19 protein-coding genes and 2 pseudogenes are annotated in these 26,105 nt (G+C 47.6%); all 21 read right to left on the bottom strand.

What is annotated here, in order from left to right; translation table 11 throughout:
- Positions 1–21: 21 nt before the first annotated feature.
- Positions 22–570, bottom strand: a complete 549-nt coding sequence (rfbC, locus tag SK62_RS07190; protein ID WP_023295000.1) for a dTDP-4-dehydrorhamnose 3,5-epimerase — start codon at positions 568–570, stop codon at positions 22–24.
- A gap of 10 nt (positions 571–580) precedes the next feature.
- Positions 581–1,471 carry a dTDP-4-dehydrorhamnose reductase gene (gene rfbD / locus SK62_RS07185; RefSeq protein ID WP_048249370.1) on the bottom strand — a complete coding sequence of 297 codons (891 nt, stop codon included), beginning with the start codon at positions 1,469–1,471 and terminating at the stop codon, positions 581–583.
- 12 nt (positions 1,472–1,483) lie between these two features.
- Positions 1,484–2,350: a glucose-1-phosphate thymidylyltransferase RfbA gene (gene rfbA, locus SK62_RS07180; protein WP_023295002.1), complete on the bottom strand. Its 867-nt coding sequence runs from the start codon at positions 2,348–2,350 to the stop codon at positions 1,484–1,486.
- Between the two features lie 15 nt (positions 2,351–2,365).
- Positions 2,366–3,430: a dTDP-glucose 4,6-dehydratase gene (gene rfbB, locus SK62_RS07175; protein ID WP_032103484.1), complete on the bottom strand. Its 1,065-nt coding sequence runs from the start codon at positions 3,428–3,430 to the stop codon at positions 2,366–2,368.
- A 79-nt stretch (positions 3,431–3,509) separates the two neighbouring features.
- Positions 3,510–4,541, bottom strand: a complete 1,032-nt coding sequence (locus tag SK62_RS07170; RefSeq protein WP_023295004.1) for a glycosyltransferase — start codon at positions 4,539–4,541, stop codon at positions 3,510–3,512.
- A gap of 39 nt (positions 4,542–4,580) precedes the next feature.
- Positions 4,581–6,018, bottom strand: a pseudogene (wbaP, locus tag SK62_RS07165) (undecaprenyl-phosphate galactose phosphotransferase WbaP).
- Positions 6,019–6,061: 43 nt separating this feature from the next.
- Positions 6,062–7,243 carry a glycosyltransferase family 4 protein gene (locus SK62_RS07160; protein ID WP_023295006.1) on the bottom strand — a complete coding sequence of 394 codons (1,182 nt, stop codon included), beginning with the start codon at positions 7,241–7,243 and terminating at the stop codon, positions 6,062–6,064.
- Positions 7,221–8,420: a glycosyltransferase gene (locus tag SK62_RS07155; protein WP_023295007.1), complete on the bottom strand. Its 1,200-nt coding sequence runs from the start codon at positions 8,418–8,420 to the stop codon at positions 7,221–7,223. The genes SK62_RS07160 and SK62_RS07155 overlap by 23 nt, the downstream gene beginning before the upstream one ends.
- 9 nt (positions 8,421–8,429) lie before the next feature.
- Positions 8,430–9,923: a murein biosynthesis integral membrane protein MurJ gene (gene murJ / locus SK62_RS07150; RefSeq protein WP_047718272.1), complete on the bottom strand. Its 1,494-nt coding sequence runs from the start codon at positions 9,921–9,923 to the stop codon at positions 8,430–8,432.
- Positions 9,920–11,086: a glycosyltransferase family 4 protein gene (locus SK62_RS07145; protein ID WP_047718273.1), complete on the bottom strand. Its 1,167-nt coding sequence runs from the start codon at positions 11,084–11,086 to the stop codon at positions 9,920–9,922. The genes murJ and SK62_RS07145 overlap by 4 nt, the downstream gene beginning before the upstream one ends.
- Positions 11,079–12,215: a glycosyltransferase gene (locus tag SK62_RS07140; protein WP_032103494.1), complete on the bottom strand. Its 1,137-nt coding sequence runs from the start codon at positions 12,213–12,215 to the stop codon at positions 11,079–11,081. Before SK62_RS07140 ends, SK62_RS07145 begins: the two co-directional genes overlap by 8 nt.
- Positions 12,212–13,531, bottom strand: a complete 1,320-nt coding sequence (locus SK62_RS07135) for an O-antigen ligase family protein (protein ID WP_023295011.1) — start codon at positions 13,529–13,531, stop codon at positions 12,212–12,214. Before SK62_RS07135 ends, SK62_RS07140 begins: the two co-directional genes overlap by 4 nt.
- A gap of 34 nt (positions 13,532–13,565) precedes the next feature.
- A complete protein-coding gene (locus SK62_RS07130; protein ID WP_023295012.1) occupies positions 13,566–14,948 on the bottom strand; it encodes a phosphohexomutase domain-containing protein in 1,383 nt (460 codons plus the stop codon).
- The gene (locus tag SK62_RS07125; protein ID WP_032103498.1) at positions 14,948–16,345 is read right to left on the bottom strand and encodes a mannose-1-phosphate guanylyltransferase/mannose-6-phosphate isomerase; all 1,398 of its coding nucleotides are present in this window, start codon (positions 16,343–16,345) and stop codon (positions 14,948–14,950) included. Before SK62_RS07125 ends, SK62_RS07130 begins: the two co-directional genes overlap by 1 nt.
- A 318-nt stretch (positions 16,346–16,663) precedes the next feature.
- Positions 16,664–17,560, bottom strand: coding sequence for a GalU regulator GalF (gene galF, locus SK62_RS07120; protein ID WP_039270434.1), 897 nt, complete (start codon positions 17,558–17,560; stop codon positions 16,664–16,666).
- A gap of 174 nt (positions 17,561–17,734) precedes the next feature.
- The gene (gene wcaM / locus SK62_RS07115) at positions 17,735–19,126 is read right to left on the bottom strand and encodes a colanic acid biosynthesis protein WcaM (RefSeq protein WP_032654200.1); all 1,392 of its coding nucleotides are present in this window, start codon (positions 19,124–19,126) and stop codon (positions 17,735–17,737) included.
- A gap of 12 nt (positions 19,127–19,138) precedes the next feature.
- Entirely contained in the window at positions 19,139–20,359 is a 1,221-nt protein-coding gene (gene wcaL / locus SK62_RS07110) for a colanic acid biosynthesis glycosyltransferase WcaL (RefSeq protein WP_017383280.1), read from the bottom strand.
- Positions 20,356–21,635: pseudogene (gene wcaK, locus SK62_RS07105) on the bottom strand (colanic acid biosynthesis pyruvyl transferase WcaK). Before wcaK ends, wcaL begins: the two are co-directional and overlap by 4 nt.
- 15 nt (positions 21,636–21,650) lie before the next feature.
- The gene (gene wzxC / locus SK62_RS07100; protein ID WP_003863527.1) at positions 21,651–23,129 is read right to left on the bottom strand and encodes a colanic acid undecaprenyl disphosphate flippase WzxC; all 1,479 of its coding nucleotides are present in this window, start codon (positions 23,127–23,129) and stop codon (positions 21,651–21,653) included.
- A gap of 1 nt (position 23,130) precedes the next feature.
- A complete protein-coding gene (wcaJ, locus tag SK62_RS07095; RefSeq protein ID WP_039270430.1) occupies positions 23,131–24,525 on the bottom strand; it encodes an undecaprenyl-phosphate glucose phosphotransferase in 1,395 nt (464 codons plus the stop codon).
- Between the two features lie 128 nt (positions 24,526–24,653).
- Positions 24,654–26,024, bottom strand: a complete 1,371-nt coding sequence (cpsG, locus tag SK62_RS07090; RefSeq protein ID WP_045348874.1) for a colanic acid biosynthesis phosphomannomutase CpsG — start codon at positions 26,022–26,024, stop codon at positions 24,654–24,656.
- Positions 26,025–26,105 lie beyond the last annotated feature (81 nt).

Below are 26,105 nucleotides of genomic sequence, written 5' to 3'. Positions count from 1 at the left end.
GATAGGCAAACAGTGTATCGTTTAGTCAAAATAGACGGAATCGGCGAACGTCTTGCCTAAACTATCCTTGGATGACAGCAGGGGTAACTCACCATCAATAAGTGGCCACTTAATCCCAACAGAATCATCATTCCACAATAGGGAATGTTCAGACAAAGGGTTATAATAATCAGTGCACTTATAGACAAACTCAGCGCTTTCAGACAAGACGTAAAAACCGTGAGCAAATCCCTCAGGGATCCAAAGTTGACGTTTGTTTTCAGCGGAAAGCATAATACCTGTCCAGCGCCCAAACGTGGCTGATGATTTTCGCATATCAACAGCAACATCAAAGACTTCTCCGCTGACAACACGTACCAATTTTCCTTGTGGATTTTGAGTCTGGTAATGTAAACCTCTCAAAATATTCCTTGCAGATTTTGAGTGGTTATCCTGCACGAAGTTACGTTCGCATACCAATTCACAAAATTTCTTTTGTTGCCAGGTTTCCATAAAGAAACCCCGTTCATCACCAAAAGTGACCGGCTCGATAATTTTTACATCAGGAATTTCAGTATCAATGACTTTCATTATTAACTCTTTATTTCCCCAAAACTTCTATTACCACACGTTCAACACCTTGTTTCCAGTCTGGAAGTGTCACATTAAACACACGCTGGAATTTCTGATTTGAGAGGCGCGAATTCAACGGACGAGTAGCAGGTGTAGGATACTCACTGGTAGAAATGCCGTTAACTTCCTGGATAAGAAGAGGCTCACCCTGAGCTTTAGCCGTTTCGAAAACAAAATTTGCATAATCAAACCAGGTCGTTTCCCCGCTTGCGACTAAATGGTATTTACCAACAACAAATTTATTATTCTGCTCTTCTCGAATTGCCAGTGCAGTACAATCAGCCAATAATTCAGCACTTGTCGGAGCGCCATGCTGGTCGTTGATAACGGACAACCTCTCTTTCTCACGAGCTAAACGCAGCATGGTTTTCGCAAAATTATTACCACGAGTGGCATAAACCCAGCTGGTGCGGAATATGAGATGTCGGGGATTAAGGCGCGTAATTTCCAACTCGCCTGCTAATTTAGTCTCACCGTAGACATTTAACGGTGCTGGCGCCTCATCTTCCAGCCGATAATGATCGCCCTCACCATCAAACACATAATCTGTAGAGTAATGAATTAGGAGCGCACCTAATTTCGCTGACTCCTCAGCGAGAACCGCAACCCCTTTCTGATTGAGCAACTCAGACAGGTTACGTTCTTGTTCGGCTCTGTCCACAGCGGTATGCGCTGCCGCGTTAACGATAACGTCAGGTTTCACCAATCGTACGGTTTGTGCGATGCCAGGAAGGTCAGTCAAGTCACCACATAAATGCTTGTCGAAATAATCTACTGCGATGACTTCTCCAAGAGTGGAAAGAGAACGTTGTAATTCCCATCCAACCTGCCCGTTTTTCCCTGCAAGTAAAATTTTCATTGGCATGCCGGTTTATTGTCCAATCAACATTTTCAAATATTGACCATAAGATGTTTTCTGAAGCAGATCGGCCTGAACAGCTATTTCGTCCGAACTGAGCCATTTATTACGGAATGCAATTTCTTCAAGGCATGCCACTTTCATACCCTGCCGTTTTTCAATGGTATGAATGAACTGAGAAGCTTCAATCAAGCTATCATGAGTACCTGTATCGAGCCAGGCAAATCCACGACCTAATAACTCCACCTCAAGCTCACCCCGGTCAAGATACATCTGATTTAGAGTTGTGATTTCAAGCTCACCGCGAGCAGAGGGCTTTATTTCCTTAACCATGTCGACAACATTATTGTCATAGAAATAGAGTCCAGTGACTGCCCAGTTTGATTTAGGCTTGAGGGGTTTTTCCTCAATAGATAATGCTTTGAAATGTTCATCGAACTCGACAACACCAAAGCGCTCCGGATCCTGAACCTGGTAACCAAACACAGTTGCCCCTGACGTTTTCTTTGCCGCCGCATTCAACTTCATACCGAAACTTTGACCAAAGAAAATATTATCACCCAACACTAATGCGCAAGGCTCGTCGCCAATAAACTTTTCACCGATAGTAAATGCCTGTGCCAGGCCATCTGGTGAGGGCTGCACGCCGTAGGTGAAATTAACACCAAACTGCGAGCCATCTTTCATTAATCGCTGGAAAGCAGGCATATCTTCAGGTGTGGTGATAATGAGGATATCCCGAATACCGGCAAGCATGAGTACCGATACTGGGTAAAAAATCATAGGCTTGTCATATATAGGGAGCAGTTGCTTAGACACACCTTGTGTAATCGGGTACAGGCGTGTACCTGAACCGCCAGCTAAAACAATTCCTTTCATAACGCTATACCTCGATTATTTGTTCAGGCCAAGACGTTCACCAGCGTAAGAGCCATCAAGAACACGCTGCCACCAACCTTCATTATTAAGATACCATTGAATAGTTTTTTCGATCCCGCTTTCAAAGGTTTCTAGAGGCTCCCAGCCGAGATCATTTTTCATTTTAGTTGCATCAATGGCATAACGAAGATCATGTCCAGGACGATCGGCAACAAAAGTTATAAGCTCTGCAAAATTGACAATACCGTTTGGTTTTTTATCGATGATTTTATCAAGAATTGCGCAAATAGTTTTTACAACATCAATATTTTTACGTTCATTATGACCACCAATGCAATATGTATCACCGATCTTGCCCTCTGTAGCCACTTTGTACAGTGCGCGGGCGTGATCATCAACATACAGCCAATCGCGGATCTGCTCGCCGTTCCCATAGACCGGGAGCGGTTTTCCCGACAAAGCATTAAGAATAATGAGCGGAATTAACTTCTCTGGAAAATGGTAGGGGCCATAGTTGTTAGAACAGTTGGTAATCACCGTTGGTAAACCATAGGTACGATTCCAGGCGCGAACTAAATGATCGCTACCCGCCTTAGAGGCCGAGTAAGGGCTACTTGGCGCATAAGGTGTTTCTTCAGTGAATAATCCGTCAGCATCGTGAAGATCGCCAAAAACTTCATCAGTAGAGATGTGATGGAAGCGGTAAACCTTCTTCCTATCATCATCAAGTGATGCGTAATACTGACGCGATGCTTCAAGAAGAATGAATGTACCTATTACGTTAGTCTGGATGAAGGCCGCGGGTCCGTCGATAGAACGGTCAACATGACTTTCAGCAGCCAAATGCATCACGATATCAGGCTGGAAGGAATTGAAAATATCCGCAACAGCCTTCGCATTAGTAATATCAGTTAGAGAGAATGAGTATCGCGAATTTTTTTCAACTGGTGCCAGAGACTCAACATTACCTGCATAGGTTAAACAATCAACCACGCATACTGAATCCTGAGTATTATTTATAATATGCCGAACCACGGCTGAACCAATAAAACCAGCACCACCAGTGACAAGAATTTTCATAGTTTTCACTTTCTGTTAGTTATTCAGAGGAGCTCTATACTCAACTGACTCATACAATTCTTTATAAGCTTTTAAAGGATCACTTTTTTTTGAGTATATTATCTATATGCATTGCAAGCATCTCTTCCGTACGGACAAAGTCACATTTTTCTACGAATGTTTTCAATGCATTTTTAGACATTTGAGCAACCAATTCGGGATCCCTATTTAACTTTTCTAGAGCGCGCGTCCATTCAATTAAAGAATTATCTTTAATATAAATACCGCACTTCTCTTTCTCAATATCGACATACCAGTAAGGGTTGTATGTAGCAATAACTGGCACGCCTAAAGCGATAGCCTCAATCAATGAAGACAATCCGACACAATAATTGATCTTATCTGTTTTAATAGGGATAATCATACTCTTTGATGCACTTACTTTCTCAAGCAAGTCTGTATATGCCCAGCGACCTTTATTTATCCTAATGTCGCCATTTACATTTGCATAGCTATCAGGCAAATTTAAATCGCTGGTATAGATATCAATTGTAACGTCGCTATTTTTTACCGATGACATTACAGACGGCAGATCCCTATTTTCACGCCCTGTCGAAATTATATTCTCGTTATGTAATCCATTAATAAAAGGTGCATAGAAAGTTGCATCCCCTCCCCATGGTATAAAGTGACATTGATGAGAATGAAGTCCCCTTGAGGCCTTGATTTCATCGCGTGACTTTTCCGAAAGAAAGAAAATCGCATCAATTTTTCTTACATAACACTTTAAAAATGGCAGAAGCAATGAATGTATTACTTTCTTTAATCGAGACACTGGAGGGGCGAAAACATCGAGATGCATCCAACCCGCAAACTTTGTTTTAAATAAAAAAATACGTGCCAGAATATAAAAAAGCATCGTTTTTCTTTTAATAAAAGGCATAAAGAACAAATCTGGTTTGAACTTCCAAAATGAAATAAGATCATTAAGTAAATTCCCCCGACCGACCATTACCTCAAAGCCCATCTTTTCTAATTTGGATACGCCGTACACGAACTGCGCAGGGATCTCATTTTTTTTATAACGGCTAAAAGCAGCGCCGTTATCATTAACAAAAACAAAGGCTTTCATTAAAACTCCGTATTAGAGGCCATATCCAATGTGCTTAATTCAGTAAGCGCCTTTTCTCAACAGAACCACATTGACGGTTTTGAAGAGAATGACGATATCATTCCACAAAGACCAGTTTTTTGACATACCAGGAGTCAAAATAAACACGCGTGGTGTAGTCAACATCGTTACGTCCACTCACCTGCCACAGGCCAGTCATGCCTGGCTTTACCATCAGATAATATTCAACGTCATCGGCATAGCGTTCCAGCTCTTCGTGGATGACCGGACGCGGGCCGACCAGGCTCATCTCACCTTTAAGTACGTTAAATAACTGAGGTAACTCATCAAGACTCGTTTTACGAATGAAGTGACCAATGGCAGTAATACGCGGATCGTTTTTCAACTTAAAATCTTTTTCCCATTCAGCACGAGCTTCAGGATCTTTCTCAAGTAATTCTGCAAGGATCTCTTTTGAATTGATATTCATAGAGCGAAACTTATAACAGTCAAATTTCTCACCACGGCGCCCAATTCTCGTATGAGCATAGATAGCCGGCCCACCATCACGGGAAACTTTATACCACAGGTAAACCAGCAGTGGCGATGAAACAAGAAGAATGCCTAAGGTGCAGACGATATCGAAGGTACGCTTAATAAAGCGCGAGGTCAGTTTAGACAGATTATTGTGAACCTGAAGAAGTAATACTTCGTGGCTAAATATAAATGACATACTAGTGCCGTATAAAGGAAATCCTCTCAGAGAAGGAATAATTATAACGTTACGGCACTTATTTTTCGCAAGGAATCGTAACCAGTTTTCAAATTTATCCTTTTCGTCAAAATCGCACGCGACTACGAACTGAGTTGAAAACGAATTATAATGAGTAAGCAATGTCTCTTCATCTTTAACGATCGGACACTCTTCCATAATATCGGCTGTCGCATCAAAATCACAAAACGCATCAATTTTGAAACCAGACACCTCATGGCTTTGTAAAGCATAATAGGCTTCACGCGCATTTCGTCCGGAACCTAAAATAACGGTGCGCTTTTTCCAGTAGCCAAATTTGTTAAGAATGATTTTTGTAATTTCACGCGATAACGGAACCATAATGATGGCATATAGCCAACAGTAGGCCCAAATATAGCGAGAAAAGTGCCATTTAGAAAATGCCACTAATGCAAGATCGAAGATCGAAAAGATGACAATAGTACGCAGTGTTTCTTTAAGTTCAGACCAGAAGGGTTTCTTTTGTGCATAATGACGTAAGCGGACGCCAAACCAAAAAACACACATTACTGTCAGAATAAAGTGTGACAACACCCTCACATCAATTTGTAGAATTGGCATAAAGGTATTCAGGTCGCCAATAAAAAACATAACGGTTAAAAAGGAAAGCCCCAAAGAAACATTAAGCCAAAATAAATCCGATGCAATTAAGGCCCCACGGCAAATAAATTCTTTCTTTTGATCTTTAAATACGCTGATTTTCATTGTTTAAATCCTGACATAAATCGGCTGATTTATGCCGTGGTCATTATTTTTCCGGATGAGTATAACTGTTCTGTACTCGCGCAGCCTGAGTATTGATCAGCGACTCAGAGTATTGAGCCCAGGCACTATCGACATACTGACTAATCTCGTCACGGAAACGCTGCTCTGAAAATGTTAAAGCATGTTCGCGACAGTCTTCTGGCTTAATTTCATCGGCGTATTTTTCAAAGGTATTCACTGCTTCGCATATGGCGTCTGCGGTTTGTTCAAAGAAGAACAGCCCAGTCGGTTTATCGCTACCAAGGGGTTTAACCGTTTCGAGGCACCCGCCTTTACCGAAAGTAATGACCGGCGTACCGCTTGCTTGTGCTTCTACAGGCGAGATACCAAAATCCTCTTCTGCAGCAAATACGTAAGCTTTAGCACGCTTCATATAGTCGACCATTGCAGCGTCATCCTGATAGCCGAGTAGCGTGATATTATCCATCGCCAGCTGTTTGATCTTATCCATCTCAGAACCATCACCAATAACCACTAACTTTTTATCAGGCATTTTGGCAAACGCACTAACAATAAGATCAACACGCTTATAAGGCACCATGCGACAAGCAGCCAGATAGAAATCCTCTTTTTTGTCACTGAATTCGAACTTATCCGTATTCACCGGCGGATAGATGACGTCTGCTTGTCTGCCATAAACCTTGTTAATGCGGCGCGCAATAAACCGTGAGTTACCAATAAAATGATTAACGCCCGCAGCGGTACGGTAATCCCAAATACGAATCTTATGCAGGAGATACTTAGCAAGCCACCCTTTCAGACCTTTGTTCAGGCCGGATTCCCGCAGATACTGGTGCTGGAAATCCCACGCGTAACGGATAGGAGAATGGACATACGACACATGAATCTGGTCAGGGCCAGTGATCACCCCTTTGGAAACAGCATGACTGCTTGAAATAACTACGTCATAAGCAGACATATCAAGCTGTTCGATAGCCAACGGCATCAACGGCAGATAAGACTGGAATTTTTTTGCTGCAAATGGCAAACGCTGAATAAATGTTGTAGTGACTTTTTTATTATTAAGAAAATGTTTTTCTTTTGGCTTTAAGAAATCACATACAGCGAAAATATCCGCATCGGGATAACAACGTAAAATTTGCTCAACCACTTTTTCAGAACCCGCATAGGAACTGAACCACTCATGAACGATTGCTACTTTCATTGCGCTTCTCATCAATTAGCTTAAACATTTTTTCAGTGCGTGACTGGTAAGTATATTCTCGGGCAAGCTCCTGACATTTCTCCACAGAAATCCGATCGCCAGAGGTAATATCTTCCAGAGCTGAAATAAACTCAACGGGGGTGTGGGCAACGCGAAAATAGTCTTTAAAGTCACACAAGGACGCTAAATCGACACTCACCACTGCCTTCCCTGCCGCCAGATACTCAAAGAACTTCATAGGGAACATTGAAGCAGTATATTCATTCAAATTATTAGGCAGCAAAGTTGCGGCAAAGCCCTTCAGGTAACCAGGCAACTGCTGGTACGCCCTTGGCCCAATTAAATGAATATTTTTGTGACGGGTAAGTTGAGTCGCATCAGTGTTCGGATCTCCCTCGCCAACATCGCCAATCATCACTAGCGACCACTCAGGATGAGCTTCTGCAATCGCTTCCAGGAGAGAGAAATTCACCTTATAGCCGCTAATAGCGCCAATAAAGCCAATTCTTGGCTCCGGGATCGCGTTCAGGTCGGCAGGAACGGGCAGTTGATCATCCAACGCTTTTGAAAAGTGATTATAGTCAGCTACGTTAGAGAAGTAATAAACCTCATCGCTCCAATGCTTTCTTGACTTCAGAAGCGTCAGAGAAGTGACAAAGGTAATGTCTGCGCGACGTACAAGCTCTTCCTCTGCATCCTGAAGGATCTCTACCGGCATTCCAGGCTGAGCTTTAATTTCGTCGACACAATGATAAACAACATAACCGAAATCACCCGGCTCCAGAAAACGCGTGGTCAACGGGTTATAGGTCCATAGCGTTTCGTCTTTGAATTTTAAACGCCAGCACCAGAATTTGAGCGCGCTGCTCAAAATCAGTTTATTAAGCTTACGCACAATAGCGTAGTTATTAAATGGGATGGAAATTGGTGACCATACCCAGACATTGTCGCGCACTTTTCGAGGTGCTTTAATCGCTTTAAGAACCCGGCGGAAGATACGCGAAAGGTCTTTCTTATTTACACTAGGTCGGCGCAGTCCCAGAGACTCTATGTAAAGAACACGGTGCCCACGGTTTGCCAGCTCTAAGGCAACATGCTGTTTATTTGTCCAGAATGGGTTGTCCCAGTCTGCCGTGGATAAGACGACGATGTCTTTTATATCTTTATTTTTGTTCATAAAAATACGCTATCTCAGTCCCTTTTTTTGGAAAATCCCTTTAATACCATTTCGGTACAATGGGAATAACATTGCCCATAACAGACTAAACATCACAAATATTGCGCCATTAATCAAGAGTCGGAAAATAACATTATCAGGTTGAATAATGTAATGCCCAAGAGTCAAGATAATAGATGTATAAAGAATTAATCCCAAAGAAATTTTAATTAACACAGGAAAAAGATCTTTTGCAATTCTTAAGTAACACGCGCTAAGGATAAACATCATTAAACTGTATATCGAATTCCCTAGCCCTAACCCAAATGCACCCCACATTTTATACGTCGCCAGGTTGACAACCGCATTACTCAGCAATGCAACCATCATCACAACCAATACTTTCTTATTATTGAGATGTGCGCTCAATGCCTTAATGAATATATAACCTATCACCTGAGCCCAAAGGCCTATGCACATTCCTTGAATAATATCAGTTGTTACCGTTACGGAGTGCTGATCAAATGCACCACGCATAAACAGTAGAATAACGATGTCTTTTGCATAGAAAAAAATGAAAAAAGACATGTTTATAACAAGCAGTGCCAGCCAATTATAAATAAACCTTATCTTATCTCGAACAACTTCTGGCTTCTGCGATGACCATTCAGATAATCCAGCAAATGCTATTGGCACAGACAAAATAAAAACAACAGTGTCAGTAATAAACCGGGCATAATCGAGTCCGGACACTACATCAATACTGATTAATGATGCTAGTGCCCTTTCCAGAGTAATATTACCTTGCAATATTAGAGGTAGTATAAGCAAGGGCCGAAGCGTTATCCAAAAACTCTTCATTACCAATTTGACTTCGGCCGCATCAAAACGACCAGGGAGGGCTAGAATAGTGCCCTTTCTTGCACGGATAAGCGCCCAGATACTAAAAATTATATAGCTACCTGTAAAACCCCATGCAAGTAATAGATAATTATTATAATAATATGCAGCAACCACTCCCAACAGCATGCCGACATTTTGAATGGAGGCCCGCATAGATATGGGTTTATAATCTCCATGTGCCATCGACAAATAATTTATTAACGCTGAAAAAAGATAGAAAGGACAACAGATAGCCATTATCTTAAGTAACTCAGTCGACATCTCACGCGCATTCCCGCCAATTCCGGGAGCCATGATACCGACCCAATAGTCTGATAAAAAATACAGAACAATGAATATAAATACAGATATCAGAGCGAAAAAAATAAACATACAGAGCTTGAAAGTCGATGCACGAAATTCATTCTCGGTGAGATATTTTTTATATAATGGGATGAATGCTGAATTAAGGCTGTCACTGGTCATAAAATTGATTGGTACAAGGGTTCCCGTCTGCGCAATACGATAAGCCCCGTTGACATCTCCTGTACCAAAAAACTTTGCCATCAAAACTTCCCTGACCAATCCAAGGACTTTCGAAAGCATGTTGCCGCCTAGCAGCTGGCTAATAGCTTTTTTCATTTAGAATTTCTTAGGAATAATGAGGTATATTCGCTCACAGAGTGACTTAATGTATTTTTTTTGGGGATAAAAGATCTTCTTTCCTTGCTACTAAGAGTATTAATATAAGCCTGCACATCTTTAAAAGGAATATGATTAGGATTGCACTTGAATATCTTATCGCTCGAATTAAATGTAAGATGTTCCGATATTATAAGAGGTAATCCGGAGCTCATCGCCTCCAGTACATTCAATGGCAATCCTTCAACTCTTTTGGTAAGGAATAGAAAAATATCGGCACCTTGCATTATTTTTGCCAAATCAGTTCGCGTTTTTGCCCCCAAGAAAATTACATCATGATTTAACTTGAGTTCGTCAACTTTCTTTCGCAACTGTTTTTCATAAGGTCCATCACCACAAATCAAAAGTTTCGCATCTAAGTTAACTTTTTTTATTTCAGCGAAAAGATCGATATTTTTATCAACCCCCTTTTGCTCATGTAGACGTGATGCTGACAAGAATATTTTTGCTTCAAAGCTTATGCCTAACTGCTCGCGCACAGTGTTTCGCTGAGATATATCATCAGAGAACAAATATTCGTCAATTCCATTTTCGATTTTAACTACTTTATCGTTACTGCAAATAAGCGTTGTTGGAAAGGACGTTAAATCTTTTTTTACAGCGTCCCCAACAGCAACAACCCAGTCGAAGTAAGAGTAATGTTTAGCATCTGAATAAAAACCAAGTATATTTTTAACACTTGATAAAATCTTTTTAATTTTCCGTGTTTTTATCTTAGAAACTAATTCACCAATTGATGTGCCATGGGCCTGCATAATAAACTTTGCATTTGGGAATAATTTTTTGTGTTTAAGTGTACTAAATGCCCCTGCGCTAATGCTAATTACCGCACTAACATTATCTTTAGTTCTCCACGTTTCAATGATTTTTTCAGTCTCAGCCCACCAACCGGGCGAATATGCCGCCTTAGGGATATTTTTTAACTTTATTATTTGTGGGGTATTTTCTAAAACAGGAATATCTTCATCAAAATCCGTGGTAACTACAGTAACCTTAAAGCCTTTAACCTGTAGCTGAACCGCTAAATCCCATGCTACAACTTCCATTCCGCCAAGGTGATGGAATGGAAGAGAGCGAGCAAATATGATTACTTCCTCAGCCATGAATCAGTTCCTGATATATTTTTTCTAATTTTATGGTTTGTTTGGACAAGTTAAATTTTTCGCTAATGAAAATACGGGCATTTTTACCCATTTCAAACCGCTTATGTTCATCCTTCATTAGAAACGAGATTCTTTCCGCTAATTGCTTATCATCTCGCTCTTTAACTAAAAACCCAGTTTGCTCATCGATAATCGCCTCTGGTATCCCACCATGCTGAGTACCGATGACAGGAACACCGGTCACTGCCGCTTCAAGAAGAACCATACCCAACCCTTCAGCATCACCGGTTTTCGCTGTAATGCTTGGTAAAACCAACATGCTGGCTTTACGCATCCATTCCATAACATCGACGTGGGGCAACGCGCCTGTAAAAGTAACGGTTTGATCCAGACCAAGGGATGTGACCTGAGCCTTTAGCCCATCCAATAACGGACCTTCTCCTATAATCACAAGCTTAACATCAGGATTTGATACCTTTACCTGCTTGACTGCATTGATTAAAACGGCCGTCCCTTTTTTCTCTACCAGCCTTGCAACATGAAGGATAATGCCTTGATCGTCCTCTTTTGCACGCGGCTGATATTTATTCACATCGATACCAATATAGTGCTGAATGATTTTGCTTTCCGGGAAACCATGTTGCAGTGCCTGACGGGCAATGAAATCTGAAACACAAATAAACTTATCGCCCTGACTTTTAACTTTGTTTTGATGGAGAAGATAATTAATCCAGGCTGGTGACCGGGACGCCAGTAAATCCTTATTACTGACCGTCACATCAAATCCATGAAGTGTCGTCACCAAAGGAATACCTTTCTTCTGCGCCAGCTTTAAAGCATAAAGTCCATCGATCGCAAAGTGTGCATGAATGAGGTCTAAGGGCTGTGATTTTAAAACAGACTGATAAGGCAGCTGCGACGTGGTGATCGCATTCACCATTTCTGCGAGTTTACCGTAAACATTTCCATGTTCATTCAATACACATGCGACTGAGCCTTCTGGTTTCGTCCCGATGAGGCGTCTGCCGATATAGCATTTATCAAAACACTGTAATGCTTCAGCCTGCTGCTGAATAAAAACTTCCGAACCCTTAAAAAGCTGGTTTCTGAAAATACCGACCGTCTTCATTCCTGTACCCTATTATGCCGATTAATTGGTAAATTTGCTGCCAGGCAAAGCCCAAGCATTACGGCTAACACGATCATCTGGTGTTGCTCACCTATTAAGCCAAAGTTTTCGCCAAATCCGTGAGCAAAAAGCCAGGAAAGCACCATCAGGAAGGAAAAGCCGATGTTTTTTTGTTCATTATTTGTACTTCGTATTGCTCTCAAAGCAACCCCAATGCTGCAAAGGATAAAACCTAGCCCCAGCATTGAAGCAATAATTCCTGACTTAGACCAAAGATAAATAAGCGTGTTGTGTGGCGGAAGGAAATAATCAGTGTGCTTACTGTAATCGGCTTCCCAACCACCGTAGCCCTGCCCCATCAGTGGATTATTTAAAAATGCGTCAAATGCATAGTTCCATATCTCGTAACGTGTTTCAGCCGTATCCGTGGATTCTTTTAAAAAAACGCTTTGTTCGGTAATGCTGAAAACAACGCTTATAGCGATTAATACTATGGCAAACGAGGCGCCTACTGAACTCAAAATGACGCGTGTCGAACGCTGAAGTTTCAGATAGAAAATAAATGCCGGGATAAGTATCGCGAAAAGGACGCCCGCTTTGGAGCCGGTAAAAAATACGGTTGCCCAGAGCAGAATAGCCATCATAAGCGTGATTTTTGATTTCAACGCCTTGTAAATGCCCCAAGCCATAAAGGATGAGATTCCTGCATAACAGGCAGCAGCATTGGCATTAACGAACAAAACCCCACCCGCTTTAACCGGATCGTAGAAGTTATTCCTAGCTCCATCTAATAAGCTCTGAAGCGTATTCATTCCCATCGTATATTTACTTATAGGGGACAACACTACCGCCAATTCGAGTGACTCATTAAATCTAAAGATGATGACCGTAATCGCCTGCAAGCAAACAAAAAACAGCATAACGTTGATAGTTTTATACAATGCAACTCGATCTTTCACCGCTAAAACGTAGACGGCGTTTGAGATGACGATAAATTCACACAAATAGGCAATATCACGAATACCCATCGATTTCTCAACCGACCACGCAAGGCTCAGGGTGCTGATGAGTATCAGGCCAAGAAGCATAATATTCGTTGCTTTTGCTAAGAACCGGTTTGCATTAATAATAAATTCAGGCAGGAGCAATGCCGGAAGCAGAAATGCCATTGGAACATCGGCTCCACCTAATTGCACCAGATAGAGCTGCGGAATGCTACATACCAGCACCATTAACAACCTGATGCGTAGGTGCAGAGCGAGGAAAACAAAAAAGAAAATTAAACCTACGATTGCCGCTAATAAGACTTCTAACATTAATATTTTCCCACGCGATTAGGCAACTTAGAAATTAGCTTTTTATCAGCCCTAACAGCTCATCTCGTTTCGCTTCCATTAAACCCAGATCGGCATCTGCTTCCACATTTAGACGCAGCAGCGGTTCGGTATTGGAGGTGCGAATGTTAAAGCGCCAGCCCGGGAAAGACATGCTCAGTCCATCCGTGTAGTCAATATCCACAGCCAGGGAGGAGTAGCGGTTTTCAATCTCATCAATTAACGCAGAAGCATGGACCACTTTGCGATTAATTTCACCAGATACAGGGAAGCGTGCGATACGTGATTCCACCAGCGAGCCAAGAGAGCGTCCGGATGTTATTACCAGTTCAGCAACCAGCAACCATGGAATCATGCCGCTGTCACAATAAGCAAACTCACGGAAATAATGGTGAGCGCTCATTTCACCGCCGTATACCGCATTCTCTTTGCGCATACGCTCTTTAATAAAAGCATGACCGGTTTTAGACATCACAGGGATCCCGCCCGCGCGCTCGACAATATCAACCGTATTCCAGGTCAGTCGCGGGTCGTGGATGATTTTCGCGCCACGCTCTTTATTCAGGAAGGCTTCTGCTAAGAGTCCAACGATATAGTAACCTTCGATAAAATTGGCTTTCTCGTCAAACAGGAAGCAGCGATCAAAATCTCCGTCAAACGCGATACCCATATCCGCTTCAGCTGTAACAACCGCATTGGCGGTATCCTGGCGTGCTTCTGGCAGAAGTGGATTTGGAATACCGTGCGGGAAAGTACCATCCGGATCGTTATGAACTTTTATAAAATCGACAGGAATGCCGGCCGTTTTGAAACGCTTTTCAATTTCATCAATAACGTGCCCCGCGGCACCATTACCGGAGTTGATGACTAACTTAATCGGTTTAATGCGGAAATTGTCGAGATTGATATAGCCCAGTAAATGATCAACATACTCATTAAGAACGTTAATCTTTTTATAGCTTCCCATACGCTGAGATGGGGCGAAATCATTTATTTCCGCGAGGAGCTGGATCTTTTTCAAACCCGTGTCACCGCTGATCGGACGGGCACCGCTGCGAACCAGCTTCATCCCGTTATAGTCAATCGGATTATGGCTGGCCGTTACTTCTATACCGCCATCAACGCCCAGATGGAAGGTGGCGAAGTAAATCTCTTCTGTGCCAGAAAGTCCAATATCAAGCACATCACAGCCGCCCGCCATCAAGCCTTCCGCGAGAGCCAGCTTCAGAGACTCACTTGTCAGACGAACGTCGCCGCCGACAACAACCTGTTTTGGTTCCAGACATTGCGCATAAGCGCGACCAATACGCCAGGCAATATCCTCATTAAGCTCTTCACCTAATTTCCCCCGAATATCATAGGCCTTAAAACAACTTAATTTTTTATTGTTATTTTCCATTATGAAATCCTTAGTACGTCATCTTCACCCAAATAACTACCAAACTGAATTTCCAGAATTTCCAGATTTATTTTTCCTGGATTCGAGAGCTTATGTTTTTTTCCCACAGGGATTGTCGTTGATTCATTTTCAGTGAGATAAATTTCGTTCCCTTCGACACCAATTAGCGCCGTTCCGGTCAGCACAACCCAGTGCTCAATACGATGATGATGCAGCTGAAGCGAGAGCTCACCACCAGGAATAATGGTTACACGGTTAACCCGGTAACGCGTATCCCGAACAAGCGTTTCGACATGGCCCCAGGGCATATAACGCGTGGTATGTTCGCGACATTCAGCACGTGAATGGGCTTTTAGATGCTCAACAACAACTTTCACATCCTGGACATTATCCTTATGGGAAACCAGCAGCGCATCTTTGGTATTAACAATAATAAGGTCGTCCAACCCTAACGCTGCGGTTAATTTCCCTTCGCTGCGGATATAACAATCGCGGGTCTGATGGGTGAAAACATCGCCAATCAGCGCGTTGCCATTAGCATCATGCGACGAGGTTTCCCATAGCGCTGACCACGAGCCCACGTCGTTCCACCCTGCATCCATCGCCGTCACAATGCCCAAGTCTGTATGTTCCATCACCGCATAGTCGATGGAATCAGACGGACAACAGGTGAATGTCTCTTTATCGAGTTTGATAAAATCGAGATCGCTGACGGGCTGCTGCATGGCATTTTTGCATGCATCAAGGATCGACGGACAAAATTTCGCAACTTCGTTCAGATAGGAAGAGGCCCGGAACATAAACATACCGCTGTTCCAGAGATACTCTTTACTTTCGAGGTAAGAGATAGCGGTCGCCTGATCCGGTTTTTCAACAAAGCGCTTGATTTTCCAGGCGGTAGACTGATCGGCATGTTGTTCTTCACCACGCTGAATGTAGCCGTAGCCAGTTTCTGGCTGCGTAGGCACGATACCGAAGGTAACCAATTTGCCTTGTTCTGCAAAAGGAATGGCGTTGGTAATGACGGAATGGAATGTGGCTGTGTCGGCAATCAAGTGATCGGCAGCCAGAATGAGCATGACAGGATCTTCACCAGTTTCCAGTGCATGGAGGGCAGCCAGAGTAATAGCCGGTGCCGTATTGCGCCCAACAGGTTCAAGAATGATATTCCCGGCGAGCTTATGCATTTGTCTCAACTGCTCGGCCACCAGAAAACGGTGATCTTCATTGCAGATAACAATCGGATCGGTCACATCCAGACCGTCAAGGCGTGAAATCGTATTTTGCAGCATCGATCCGCCCTGATGGAATGAAAGGAATTGCTTAGGCTGCAACTCGCGAGACATCGGCCATAGTCGACTCCCTGTTCCTCCTGCGATCACCACTGGAAGTAACATCCTGCTTCTCCTGCTTTGCTCAATACTAGATTGTGTGTAAAAAAGGCACGCTACCGCCCCTGGCTTAACAGCTACCAGTGCACTGAGCGAATGTTGAATAAAGGATTTTGAGGTCTGATTACAGACAAAAAACTGGCGTTAATTGTCGTCCTAAATGGACTCGGAAACAAGCACAAATCGTTACAAATCAGTCCACTTTTGAATCAGATAACTCCATGTTATCACTAGAATTAATAACGAAAAACGGCAGTTACCATTTTGGTTATGTTTACACATACCAAATGATAACTGCCGCTTTTTCAAATAGACAGAGACGGATCAGTCGTTAGCCAGCAACTTCTCAATGCGGCTTCTGAACTTCGCCCCTTCCTTCAGGTTACGCAGACCGTAGTTCACAAATGCCTGCATATACCCGATTTTCTTACCGCAGTCGTAGCTATCGCCGGTCATCAGCATGGCATCTACGGACTGTTTTTTCGCCAGTTCAGCGATCGCATCGGTCAACTGGATACGGTCCCAGGCGCCTGGCTCCGTTTTTTCCAGCTCGGCCCAGATATCCGCGTTCAGAACATAGCGGCCAACGGCCATCAGGTCGGAGTCCAGCGTCTGAGGCTGATCCGGCTTTTCGATGAACTCAACAATGCGGCTCACCTGCCCTTCCGTCTCCAGCGCTTCTTTCGTCTGAATGACAGAGTACTCAGAGAGATCGCCATCCATGCGTTTCGCCAGCACCTGGCTGCGGCCCGTCTCGTTGAAGCGCGCGACCATTGCCGCCAGGTTGTAACGCAGCGGATCGGCGGAAGCGGTATCAATAATGATGTCCGGCAGGACCACGATGAACGGGTTATCACCCACCACCGGGCGCGCGCAGAGGATTGAGTGGCCCAGACCCAGCGGCTGCGCCTGACGCACGTTCATGATGGTCACGCCAGGAGGACAGATAGACTGAACTTCTGCCAGAAGCTGACGCTTAACGCGCTGCTCAAGCAGCGCCTCGAGTTCATAAGAGGTGTCGAAGTGGTTCTCAACGGCATTCTTCGAAGAGTGCGTCACCAGAACAATTTCTTTGATCCCCGCAGCAACAATCTCGTCGACGATGTACTGAATCATCGGCTTGTCAACGATCGGCAGCATCTCTTTAGGAATGGCCTTTGTGGCGGGCAACATATGCATGCCCAAACCCGCTACCGGTATGACTGCTTTCAAATTAATCATTATTTCTTCCACCTTAAAATGGTTGACGAATTATAGCTTTTAAACCTGTTTTCGCCAGCATGTTTTGCCGTAAATATGAAGTAATCCTAGGTCACCCCACCACAAATTACAGTAGTTGTAATCTGAATAGATCGCGATTCCGTACCAGGAATAGTCGCAAAATAGGCTGTAGGATTACCTGTGCGGCAGCGCAAAATTCAACCGTTCCGTATTCACCACATGTTGATCGACCCGATCAATATCCACCGAACTCTGCCCCTTTTCATTAACCGCTTTTATGTTCGCGAGCGACAACAGCGTCTCGTTTTTGGCCATAAACTTCCCACGCACGTCTTTGCGCAAGTCGAAGTTCATCTTAAGCGCTGGTCCCGTCGCTGACTCCTGCATCACGTTGATATTACGCAAGAAAAGATGCTGTGGCTTGTTGTGCAGCTCAAGCGTTGCTCGCTGCATGTTGACGTTGGTGATGGCAACAAACGACGTGGCATTGCCGGAGGAAATCTGTATCCCGCGCAACTTATAGGCCAGCTGTCGGTTATCCAGGCGAATATCGTTAAGTTTGAAGTTTTGCGGTATCGACAGATAATCGCCCTTGATCACGCCATACCCGATTAACATTCCGGCGCTGTTCACCATATCGATATTATCAATAACGAAATTATCACAGCCATAAATAGCTACCGTCGCGTTATCAATTCCGGCCTTTTTACTGAAGTCGGGAGTAATATTGCTGGCCTTGATATTACGGATCACAAAGTGTTTACCGTTTTCAACATGGACCAACTGCCGACAGTTGCTGCCGGTGATATTTGCCACCACGAAGTTTTTAACGGTCTGCTGTTCCGGATAGTCATTGTCGTACGTGCTGCCAGCCAGCCCAATGCCTATCCCCCAGTTGATCTTGCCGTTTGTGCAGTTGATGTTATCGATCACGTGGTCAGAGATCAGGATATTGCGGTCGTTAATCGCCACGTTCCACTCAATCGCGTCACCCTGCAAATGGCTGAATTTACTGTTGGTTATGCGCGCACCGTCCACCTGATTATGAAAACCCTGGCGCAGAATGGCGTAGTTGGCCTGGCTCACGGCAATGCGATCGATAAGCAGGTTACGCATCACTCTCGGCTTTTTACCGCCGATGTAGATCTGGGTGACGGGGCCGAAGCCGCTCATCGCCAGCCCTTTAATGACACAGTCGGAGCCACGCACGTCCAGCGTAATGTTATGCGTGCGCCCCTCTCCTTCCCCAATGACCTTACAGCCTTCCTGGAGCACAAACCGCCCGCGGCCGTTGCCCTTCAGCGCACCGCGGATCAGCAGGGTTTTGCCATCAGGAATGAAAATGCCGGTATTGATGTTTTCACAGGTTAACCCGGCGGGAACAACAACGGTATCGCCCTCGGTAAATGCCTGCTTAAAGGCGGCGATCCAGTCGTTATTGTTGTAGCGATCGACAGAAACCGTCTTCCCGGTTGCCGCCCGCACAGCGCGGGGCGACAGCAGTGGCATGGCAGCCAGGACGGATAAAGAAGAGACAAATCGGCGTCGGGTAATCTTTTTCAGCATACAACCTCAGCGTTACAGCGTTTGCAGCAGGCTCGCTAACTGGCGATTAATCACCTGCTGATTAAATTCTGCTTCAACTTTTTGCCGCGCATTTTGCAGCACAGGGATCAGCGTCTGCTGATCGATATCACTGAACGCAGCCAGACGATCCGCCAGCGCCAGCGCATTGTTTTCAGGGACCAGCCAGCCGGAATGCTCAGAGGTGATCAGCTCCGGGATACCGCTGTGCAGGGTCGAGACCACCGGAATGCCGACCGCCATCGCCTCCATCAGCGCCACGGGAATACCTTCCATATCGCCGTCGGCGCCGGTTACGGAAGGCAGCAGGAACACATCCGCGTCATCAAGCATGGCTTTCACTTCGTGGCTCGGCTTGAAGCCCGGCATCTCGACCACGTCTTCCAGCTGATACTGTTCAATCAGCGTGCGCAGGCGACGCTCCCACGGCCCGATACCCAGGATGCGGTAGTGGAAGTCCACGCCGCGCGCCTTCAGCTGGCGACAGGCTTCGATGGCTACGTGCAGCCCTTTCTTTTCGGTCAGGCGGGCAACAGAGATAATTTGCAGCGGCTTGCCCGGCACCTTAACCGGTCGCTGAGTGAAACGTTCCATATCCACGCCCATGCGTGAAACGGTGATTTTCTCGCTCGGGCACCCCATGGTTTTCAGGCGTCCGGCCCACAGGTTGCTTATCGGCAGCATCATGTCGCCGCGGCGAAACAGCTGCTGATATTCCGGCGTGTAGTGGTTCAGTACTTCCCGGCTGGAGATGTCGATACCGTGGAAAATGGTTGCGATTTTGCCGTCAATCACCCCCAGCTCACGCAGTTTTGCCGCAGTGACGCCCGCCGGGCCAAAGTGGGCGATAAAGACATCGGCCCGGTACGGCTGGGCCGTTTGCCCGCAAATGGCGGAAAGGATCAGGTTGCGGGCCTCCGCCCCATAGCGCGACATATTCAGCGCCCGCCACGTCGAGGCGCGATGAAGGCCGCGCAGCGTCTGGCTGGCGCGATGGCGCAGTTTGTTCATTCGTCCGGTGGGTTCATCCTGCAACCAGCGGGTTTTCGCCTCCAGCCCATACCGGGTATACGCCGCATGGGTGTTTTGCGTATCGCCCTTTTGCAGGGCGATAATCTCCACGTCATACCCCATATCGATAAACGCGGTGATTTGGTTCAGCACAAAGGTTTCAGACGACAGCGGAAATTTCAGTAAGAAGAAACCAACCTTCATTTCCCCTCCCGGACGCGGTCGAGTACGGATTTCACCATGCCAATACCTTTTTCGCGTTCGGCTTTTACCGCTATCGCCAGACGTTCGTTGATCGCAGGCAGCTGGCCGAGCGTGTCGCCCACCATCGCACCCAGCGACCCGTCCAGCAGATGACGAATATCAACGGCCATTTCCGGCATACCGAGCTGCTGCATAATGCCCGCGGACTTGTGTTCGTAGTTAATGGCGATGGCTGGCGTGCCGAAGTTCATCGAGATAATAGCCGAGTGCAGACGCGTGCCACGGTCAGGTCGCAGGCGGAGAGCAGCTTGCCCATCTCAAGGTCGTTCAGCTCGTCCATCACCACGTGATAGCGGGACGGGTCGTTCACCAGGTTGCGCAGGTTGAGCGCCACCATACGGTCATCTTTGTTGTAGCTGTCGATACCGGTACAGGTGGAAAGCGCCAGCACCTGGTAACCGCTGTCCAGCACGCGGTTCACCACATCGGCAAAGGCTTTCTCGTACGCCGCCTGGGTCGTGCCGAGGCGTTTATCGAACGGCGCAAGTTCACGTAGGGTAATGGCGACGGTTTTCTGCTTTGCCGCCACGTCCAGCCAGTGCTGTACCGCGTAGCTGGCCTGGAAACTGTCATCCTGATGATCCACCAGCCAGGCGGTGTCCACACCGTGCTCCACTTTGCTGGTGTCGATTTCACTGCGCTTCATCATGTCGAGGCTGACCGATTCACGCAGGATCAGCGCGTCGCAGTGGCCGAAGACATAGTTCGCCAGCTGGTTAAACTGCGGATCCTGGAATGGCCCGACGCTGTGGCCGATCATAAACAGCGGCTTTTTCGCCATGAACGTACAAAGTGCATGCTCAAACTGCGGCACGCCGTATAGATCGACGAAGAACGAACCGCCCACCTGAATAATGGCGTCATAGCCGGACAGCAGACGAACAAAATCGGTAAAGCCCTGCGCGATGGCAATGTTGCGCAGCTTGCCGGTGTCGGTCACGCGAGAAAGCAGCACCTGATGCTGGTAGCGGCGACGCAGCACTTTCTTCACGCGCCCCATCACGCCCGCGGCGTTGTTGTGCTGTTTCATCTGGCTGTAGAGCGGGTCGCCCATCACCGGGCGGTTCAGTAACCAGGATGAGCTGACCGGATAACGGCTCATCACATCCACTTCAGTCTCAGGCTTAAGGGTGTTAATTGCATCCAGTAAACCGCGCAGGATGGCGCTGTCGCCACGGTTGCCGCAGGTATGGTTGCCAAGAATAAGTAATTTCATAATGGCCTCGTAAAATTAGCCTGCGCGAAGCAGCGTTTTCATTTTTTCGTTACGGCAAAACTGGCGCTTCATCTCGACCACCAGCGCATTGCGTGACAGCACAATCATCACGCCGAACGCCAGCGCGCCTGCCGCGACTTGCACCGCAAGCAACGCCGCCAGCGGCAGATGCCCGTTGAGCACCACGCCCAGACCGTAGCTCACCGCAAGCGTCGGTAAGGAGAGGTAAAACGGCAGCCACAGGCTGAGGATGTACTGACGGTAGCTGGAGCCCAGCACCGGTTTGATCATCACGAAGTAGCTCAGCACGGTATTGACGATTTGCACCAGCAGGAAGCCGAGCGTCACGCCAATGGCGCCCGCCATGTGGCCGCCCACAATAATTGCCGGAATAAACAGGAAGGTTTTAAACACGTTGAACTTGAAGCTGATATCCACGCGCGCCTTCGCCATTAGCAGAGAACCAATCGGGTTCCCCACCGAGCGCAGCAGCCCCACGACGCACAGCAGTTGCAGGATCGGGATGATGCTGTTCCACTTCTCGCCAAACACCAGCGGTACGAAATTGCTGGCAACCACCATCAGCCCCAGCAGGACCGGGAAGTTGATGATCCCCACGACGGAGAGCAGCTTGTAAAAGTTCACGCGCAGCTTTTCGGTATCGTCCTGAATTTTGGCGAACGCCGGGAACAGCACGCGGGTAATGATAGGGTTGAGCTTCATCGGCGGGACAACCGCGACGTTATACGCCAGGTTGTAGCCACCCGCGACGCTCGCGCCCAGAATGCGCGCCAGCACCAGCGTGGAGAGGTTAGTATTCACGTAGTTGATAATGCTGTCTGCCGTCAGCCACGCGCCGAAGCGCAGGTTGGATGAAACAGACGCCAGTGAAAAATGCAGCCCCGGGCGATAAATCTTACGGCCAAAGAAGCCAAACAGCAGCGTGCGCACGGCAGAGTTAACCAGGTAGCCGAGGATGGCGGTCATCGCCAGCGGCCAGAAATGGGCGCTGACCACGGTGAAGGTAAAGCCCGCCAGTACGGCGCTGGTTTCAATCATGCCGATTTTGTTGAACTCCAGCTCTTTCTGCATCAGCGCGCGGAACTGCTGCCCGTGCGGGATCACCACGAAAGCGAACGACAGGGTGCGCATCAGCGGCGCCAGGTCCGGGTTATGCAGCACGCCGGCGATCACATCGCTCAGCAGGAACACCAGCACAAAGACGAAGATACCCAGCCCGACGTTCAGCCAGTAGAGGGTGGTCAGCTCCAGATGGCTGATCTCTTTGCGCTGGATAATGGAGTTGGCGATACCAAAGTCCGACAGCGTATCGGCCAGGGCGATAATCACCAGCGAGACGGTCAGCAGACCAAACTGGTGGTTATCGATAATGCGCGCCAGCACCGTCATCTGCACCAGGCCTAGGCCAATGATGACTATGGTGGCCATGGCTGACCATTTCGCGCCGCTGATGGTTTTTTCTCGTAAGCTCATCTTAGTACGCCGCTTTGTTCACGAAGCCTTTGAAAATGGTCAGAAAAACAATCTTGATATCAAACCAGAGGCTCCACTCGCGGATGTACTCCAGATCGAACTCGATACGTTTTTCCATTTTTTCCAGCGTGTCGGTCTCGCCGCGCCAGCCGTTGATCTGCGCCCAGCCGGTGATGCCTGGCTTCACCTTATGGCGCAGCATGTAGCCTTCAATCAGGGTGCGGTACTGCTCGTTATGGGCCACGGCGTGAGGACGAGGCCCGACGATGGACATCCCGCCGGTGAACACGTTGATGAACTGCGGCAGCTCATCGAGCGAGGTACGGCGCAGGAAGTTGCCCACGCGGGTGACGCGCGGATCGTTCTGCGTCGCCTGGGTCACCACCTTGTCGTTCTCCATCACCTTCATAGAGCGGAATTTCCACACCATGATCGGCTTACCGTCCATGCCGTAGCGGGTCTGACGGAAGATGATCGGCCCCGGCGAGCTGAGCTTCACCGCCAGCGCAATGCAGCACAGCACCGGGGAGATGAGCAGCAGGATCAGGGACGAAAGCACGATATCTTCCACGCGCTTCAGCACGCGGTTAATCCCCGACAGCGGCGTGTCGTACAGTGGAACAACCGGTACCCCGTTCACCTCTTCAATACGGGAGTGGAGAATATTGAAGGTGAAGACATCCGGGATGAGGATCACCGAGCAGGTGGTATCCGCCAGCTCGCGCATCAGTTTCTTGATGCGGGATTCATCTTTCATCTGCATGGCGATGTAGACGTTATGAATTTTGCCGGCTTTCGCATCGTCAATAAGCTGTTCGTAGTTACCTGCCCAGTCGGACGGCACGCCGCCGGGCTTCGCGTCGTGATAAATCCCGACCACTTCAAAACCTAACCACGGCTCTTTGCGGAAGCTGTCGAGCAACACCAGTCCCACCGGCAGGTCGCCCGCCACGGCAACGAAGCGACGGTTATACCCGCGGTTGCGCAGCCAGCCCGCGCCAAAGCGGATCAGCGAGCGGCAGACCACCATGCCAATGCTGGTTAACAGATACCAGCAGAGATAGGTCACAAGACGGTTATCAAAATCATGGCTGAACGCCACCAGCCCTGCGCTGAAAACCAGGCTTAAGGTCCAGTTCTGGAGCAGCAGCATCAGTTCGGTGGTCATTTTGACGCCGCGCCATGAACGATAGAAATCGGTCATGCCGCCGATCATCTGAAACACCACCAGCGCAATCAACGCCATCAGCAAGTGCATGTATAAGAACGACTGCCCGCTGACCCAACACACCGCCCACAGTCCGCCGACCATGATGGTGATATCAGAAAAACGCTGCACCATAGAGATTAACGATGCATTCGTTCTCGCTCGTTCGCGCTTTTTTAGATTTGTCATCGTTGTTCCTTTAGTTCTAAACCTTACCCCTCGCCCCTCACCCCGGCCCTCTCCCCAAAGGGGAGAGGGTGTTCAAGTTCCCTCTCCCCTTTGGGGAGAGGGTTAGGGTGAGGGGTAAGGTTTTCTTTTTACTGATTCAACAGCGCCAGAATGTCCTTCGTTCGGGCTTCCATCAGCGCGGTATCGGCGCGGGACTCCACGTTCAGGCGCACCACCGGCTCGGTGTTGGAGGAGCGCAGGTTGAAGCGCCACTGCGGGAACGCCATGCTGATACCGTCGGTACGGTCAATCTCCAGCGCATGAATGGCAAAGTGGTGCTCTACGCGGGCAATGGCCTCAGCGGGCTGCGCCAGTTTGCTGTTGATCTCGCCGCTCGCCGGGAACGCCGCCATGCGGTCGCGCACCAGTTCGCCCAGGCTCTTCCCTTTCAGGCACAGCAGCTCAGTCACCAGCAGCCACGGGATCATCCCGCTGTCGCAGTAGGCAAAATCACGGAAATAGTGGTGGGCGCTCATCTCGCCGCCGTAGATGGCGTCTTCCTCACGCATACGCTCTTTGATAAACGCGTGGCCGGTTTTGGACATCACCGGCTCGCCGCCCGCGGCCTTCACCACGTCGACGGTGTTCCAGGAAAGACGCGGATCGTGAATGATTTTCGCCCCCGGGTTTTTCTCGAGGAACGCTTCCGCCAGCAGGCCAACGATGTAGTAGCCTTCGATAAACTGCCCTTTCTCGTCGAACAGGAAGCAGCGGTCGAAATCGCCGTCAAAGGCGATACCCATATCGGCGCCGTGCTCAATCACCGCGTTGCGGGTGTCGTCGCGGCACTCCGGCAGCAGCGGGTTAGGAATACCGTTCGGGAAGTTGCCGTCTGGCGTGTTGTGCACTTTGACGAAGGTCACCGGCACGTTCAGCGCCTTAAAGCGGGCTTCAAGTGCATCGACAACCGGGCCTGCCGCGCCGTTGCCGGAGTTAATCACCAGCTTCAGCGGTTTGAGGTTCGCCACGTTGATGTAGCCCAGCAGGTGGTCGATGTACTCTTTTTGCAGGTTAATCTGCTTATAGCTGCCGCGTCTGGCTTCATTCACCGGCGGGAAGTCGTTGGCCTCGGCCAGACGCTGCACGTCACGCAGGCCGGTGTCACCGCTGATAGGACGCGCGCCCTTGCGTACCAGCTTCATGCCGTTGTAGTCCATCGGGTTATGGCTGGCCGTCACTTCGATACCGCCGTCCACGCCCAGGTGGAAGGTGGCAAAATAGATCTCTTCGGTACCGGAAAGGCCAATGTCCAGCACATCGACGCCCGCGTCCTGTAGCCCTTTCGCCAGCGCCAGCTTCAGGGAAACGCTTGTCAGACGCACGTCGCCGCCCAGCACGATAGTTTGTGGTTTCAGGTATTCGCCGTACGCGCGGCCGATGCGCCACGCAATGTCTTCGTTCAGCTCTTCGCCCAGCTTGCCGCGAATATCGTAGGCTTTAAAACAGGTTAATTTTTCCATGATGACCCCTTTTTCAGGCAACAGTTGGCCCTGACCATGTAATGGCCAAATTTATTTTTGTCATTCGTAGGCCCGGAAAGC

Origin of the sequence: Enterobacter sp. BIDMC109 (assembly GCF_001037885.1) — a bacterium.
GTDB classification, from domain to species: Bacteria; Pseudomonadota; Gammaproteobacteria; order Enterobacterales; family Enterobacteriaceae; genus Enterobacter; species Enterobacter hormaechei_C.
Note: the sequence above shows the minus strand (reverse complement) of the source record. Positions and strands in the feature narration are given on the sequence as shown.

Coding starts and splice junctions, on each gene's coding strand:
- rfbC (WP_023295000.1), bottom strand. CDS start 570: ATGAAAGTCATTGATACTGAAATTCCTGATGTAAAAATTATCGAGCCG.
- rfbD (WP_048249370.1), bottom strand. CDS start 1,471: ATGAAAATTTTACTTGCAGGGAAAAACGGGCAGGTTGGATGGGAATTA.
- rfbA (WP_023295002.1), bottom strand. CDS start 2,350: ATGAAAGGAATTGTTTTAGCTGGCGGTTCAGGTACACGCCTGTACCCG.
- rfbB (WP_032103484.1), bottom strand. CDS start 3,430: ATGAAAATTCTTGTCACTGGTGGTGCTGGTTTTATTGGTTCAGCCGTG.
- SK62_RS07170 (WP_023295004.1), bottom strand. CDS start 4,541: ATGAAAGCCTTTGTTTTTGTTAATGATAACGGCGCTGCTTTTAGCCGT.
- SK62_RS07160 (WP_023295006.1), bottom strand. CDS start 7,243: ATGAAAGTAGCAATCGTTCATGAGTGGTTCAGTTCCTATGCGGGTTCT.
- SK62_RS07155 (WP_023295007.1), bottom strand. CDS start 8,420: ATGAACAAAAATAAAGATATAAAAGACATCGTCGTCTTATCCACGGCA.
- murJ (WP_047718272.1), bottom strand. CDS start 9,923: ATGAAAAAAGCTATTAGCCAGCTGCTAGGCGGCAACATGCTTTCGAAA.
- SK62_RS07145 (WP_047718273.1), bottom strand. CDS start 11,086: ATGGCTGAGGAAGTAATCATATTTGCTCGCTCTCTTCCATTCCATCAC.
- SK62_RS07140 (WP_032103494.1), bottom strand. CDS start 12,215: ATGAAGACGGTCGGTATTTTCAGAAACCAGCTTTTTAAGGGTTCGGAA.
- SK62_RS07135 (WP_023295011.1), bottom strand. CDS start 13,531: ATGTTAGAAGTCTTATTAGCGGCAATCGTAGGTTTAATTTTCTTTTTT.
- SK62_RS07130 (WP_023295012.1), bottom strand. CDS start 14,948: ATGGAAAATAACAATAAAAAATTAAGTTGTTTTAAGGCCTATGATATT.
- SK62_RS07125 (WP_032103498.1), bottom strand. CDS start 16,345: ATGTTACTTCCAGTGGTGATCGCAGGAGGAACAGGGAGTCGACTATGG.
- galF (WP_039270434.1), bottom strand. CDS start 17,560: ATGATTAATTTGAAAGCAGTCATACCGGTAGCGGGTTTGGGCATGCAT.
- wcaM (WP_032654200.1), bottom strand. CDS start 19,126: ATGCTGAAAAAGATTACCCGACGCCGATTTGTCTCTTCTTTATCCGTC.
- wcaL (WP_017383280.1), bottom strand. CDS start 20,359: ATGAAGGTTGGTTTCTTCTTACTGAAATTTCCGCTGTCGTCTGAAACC.
- wzxC (WP_003863527.1), bottom strand. CDS start 23,129: ATGAGCTTACGAGAAAAAACCATCAGCGGCGCGAAATGGTCAGCCATG.
- wcaJ (WP_039270430.1), bottom strand. CDS start 24,525: ATGACAAATCTAAAAAAGCGCGAACGAGCGAGAACGAATGCATCGTTA.
- cpsG (WP_045348874.1), bottom strand. CDS start 26,024: ATGGAAAAATTAACCTGTTTTAAAGCCTACGATATTCGCGGCAAGCTG.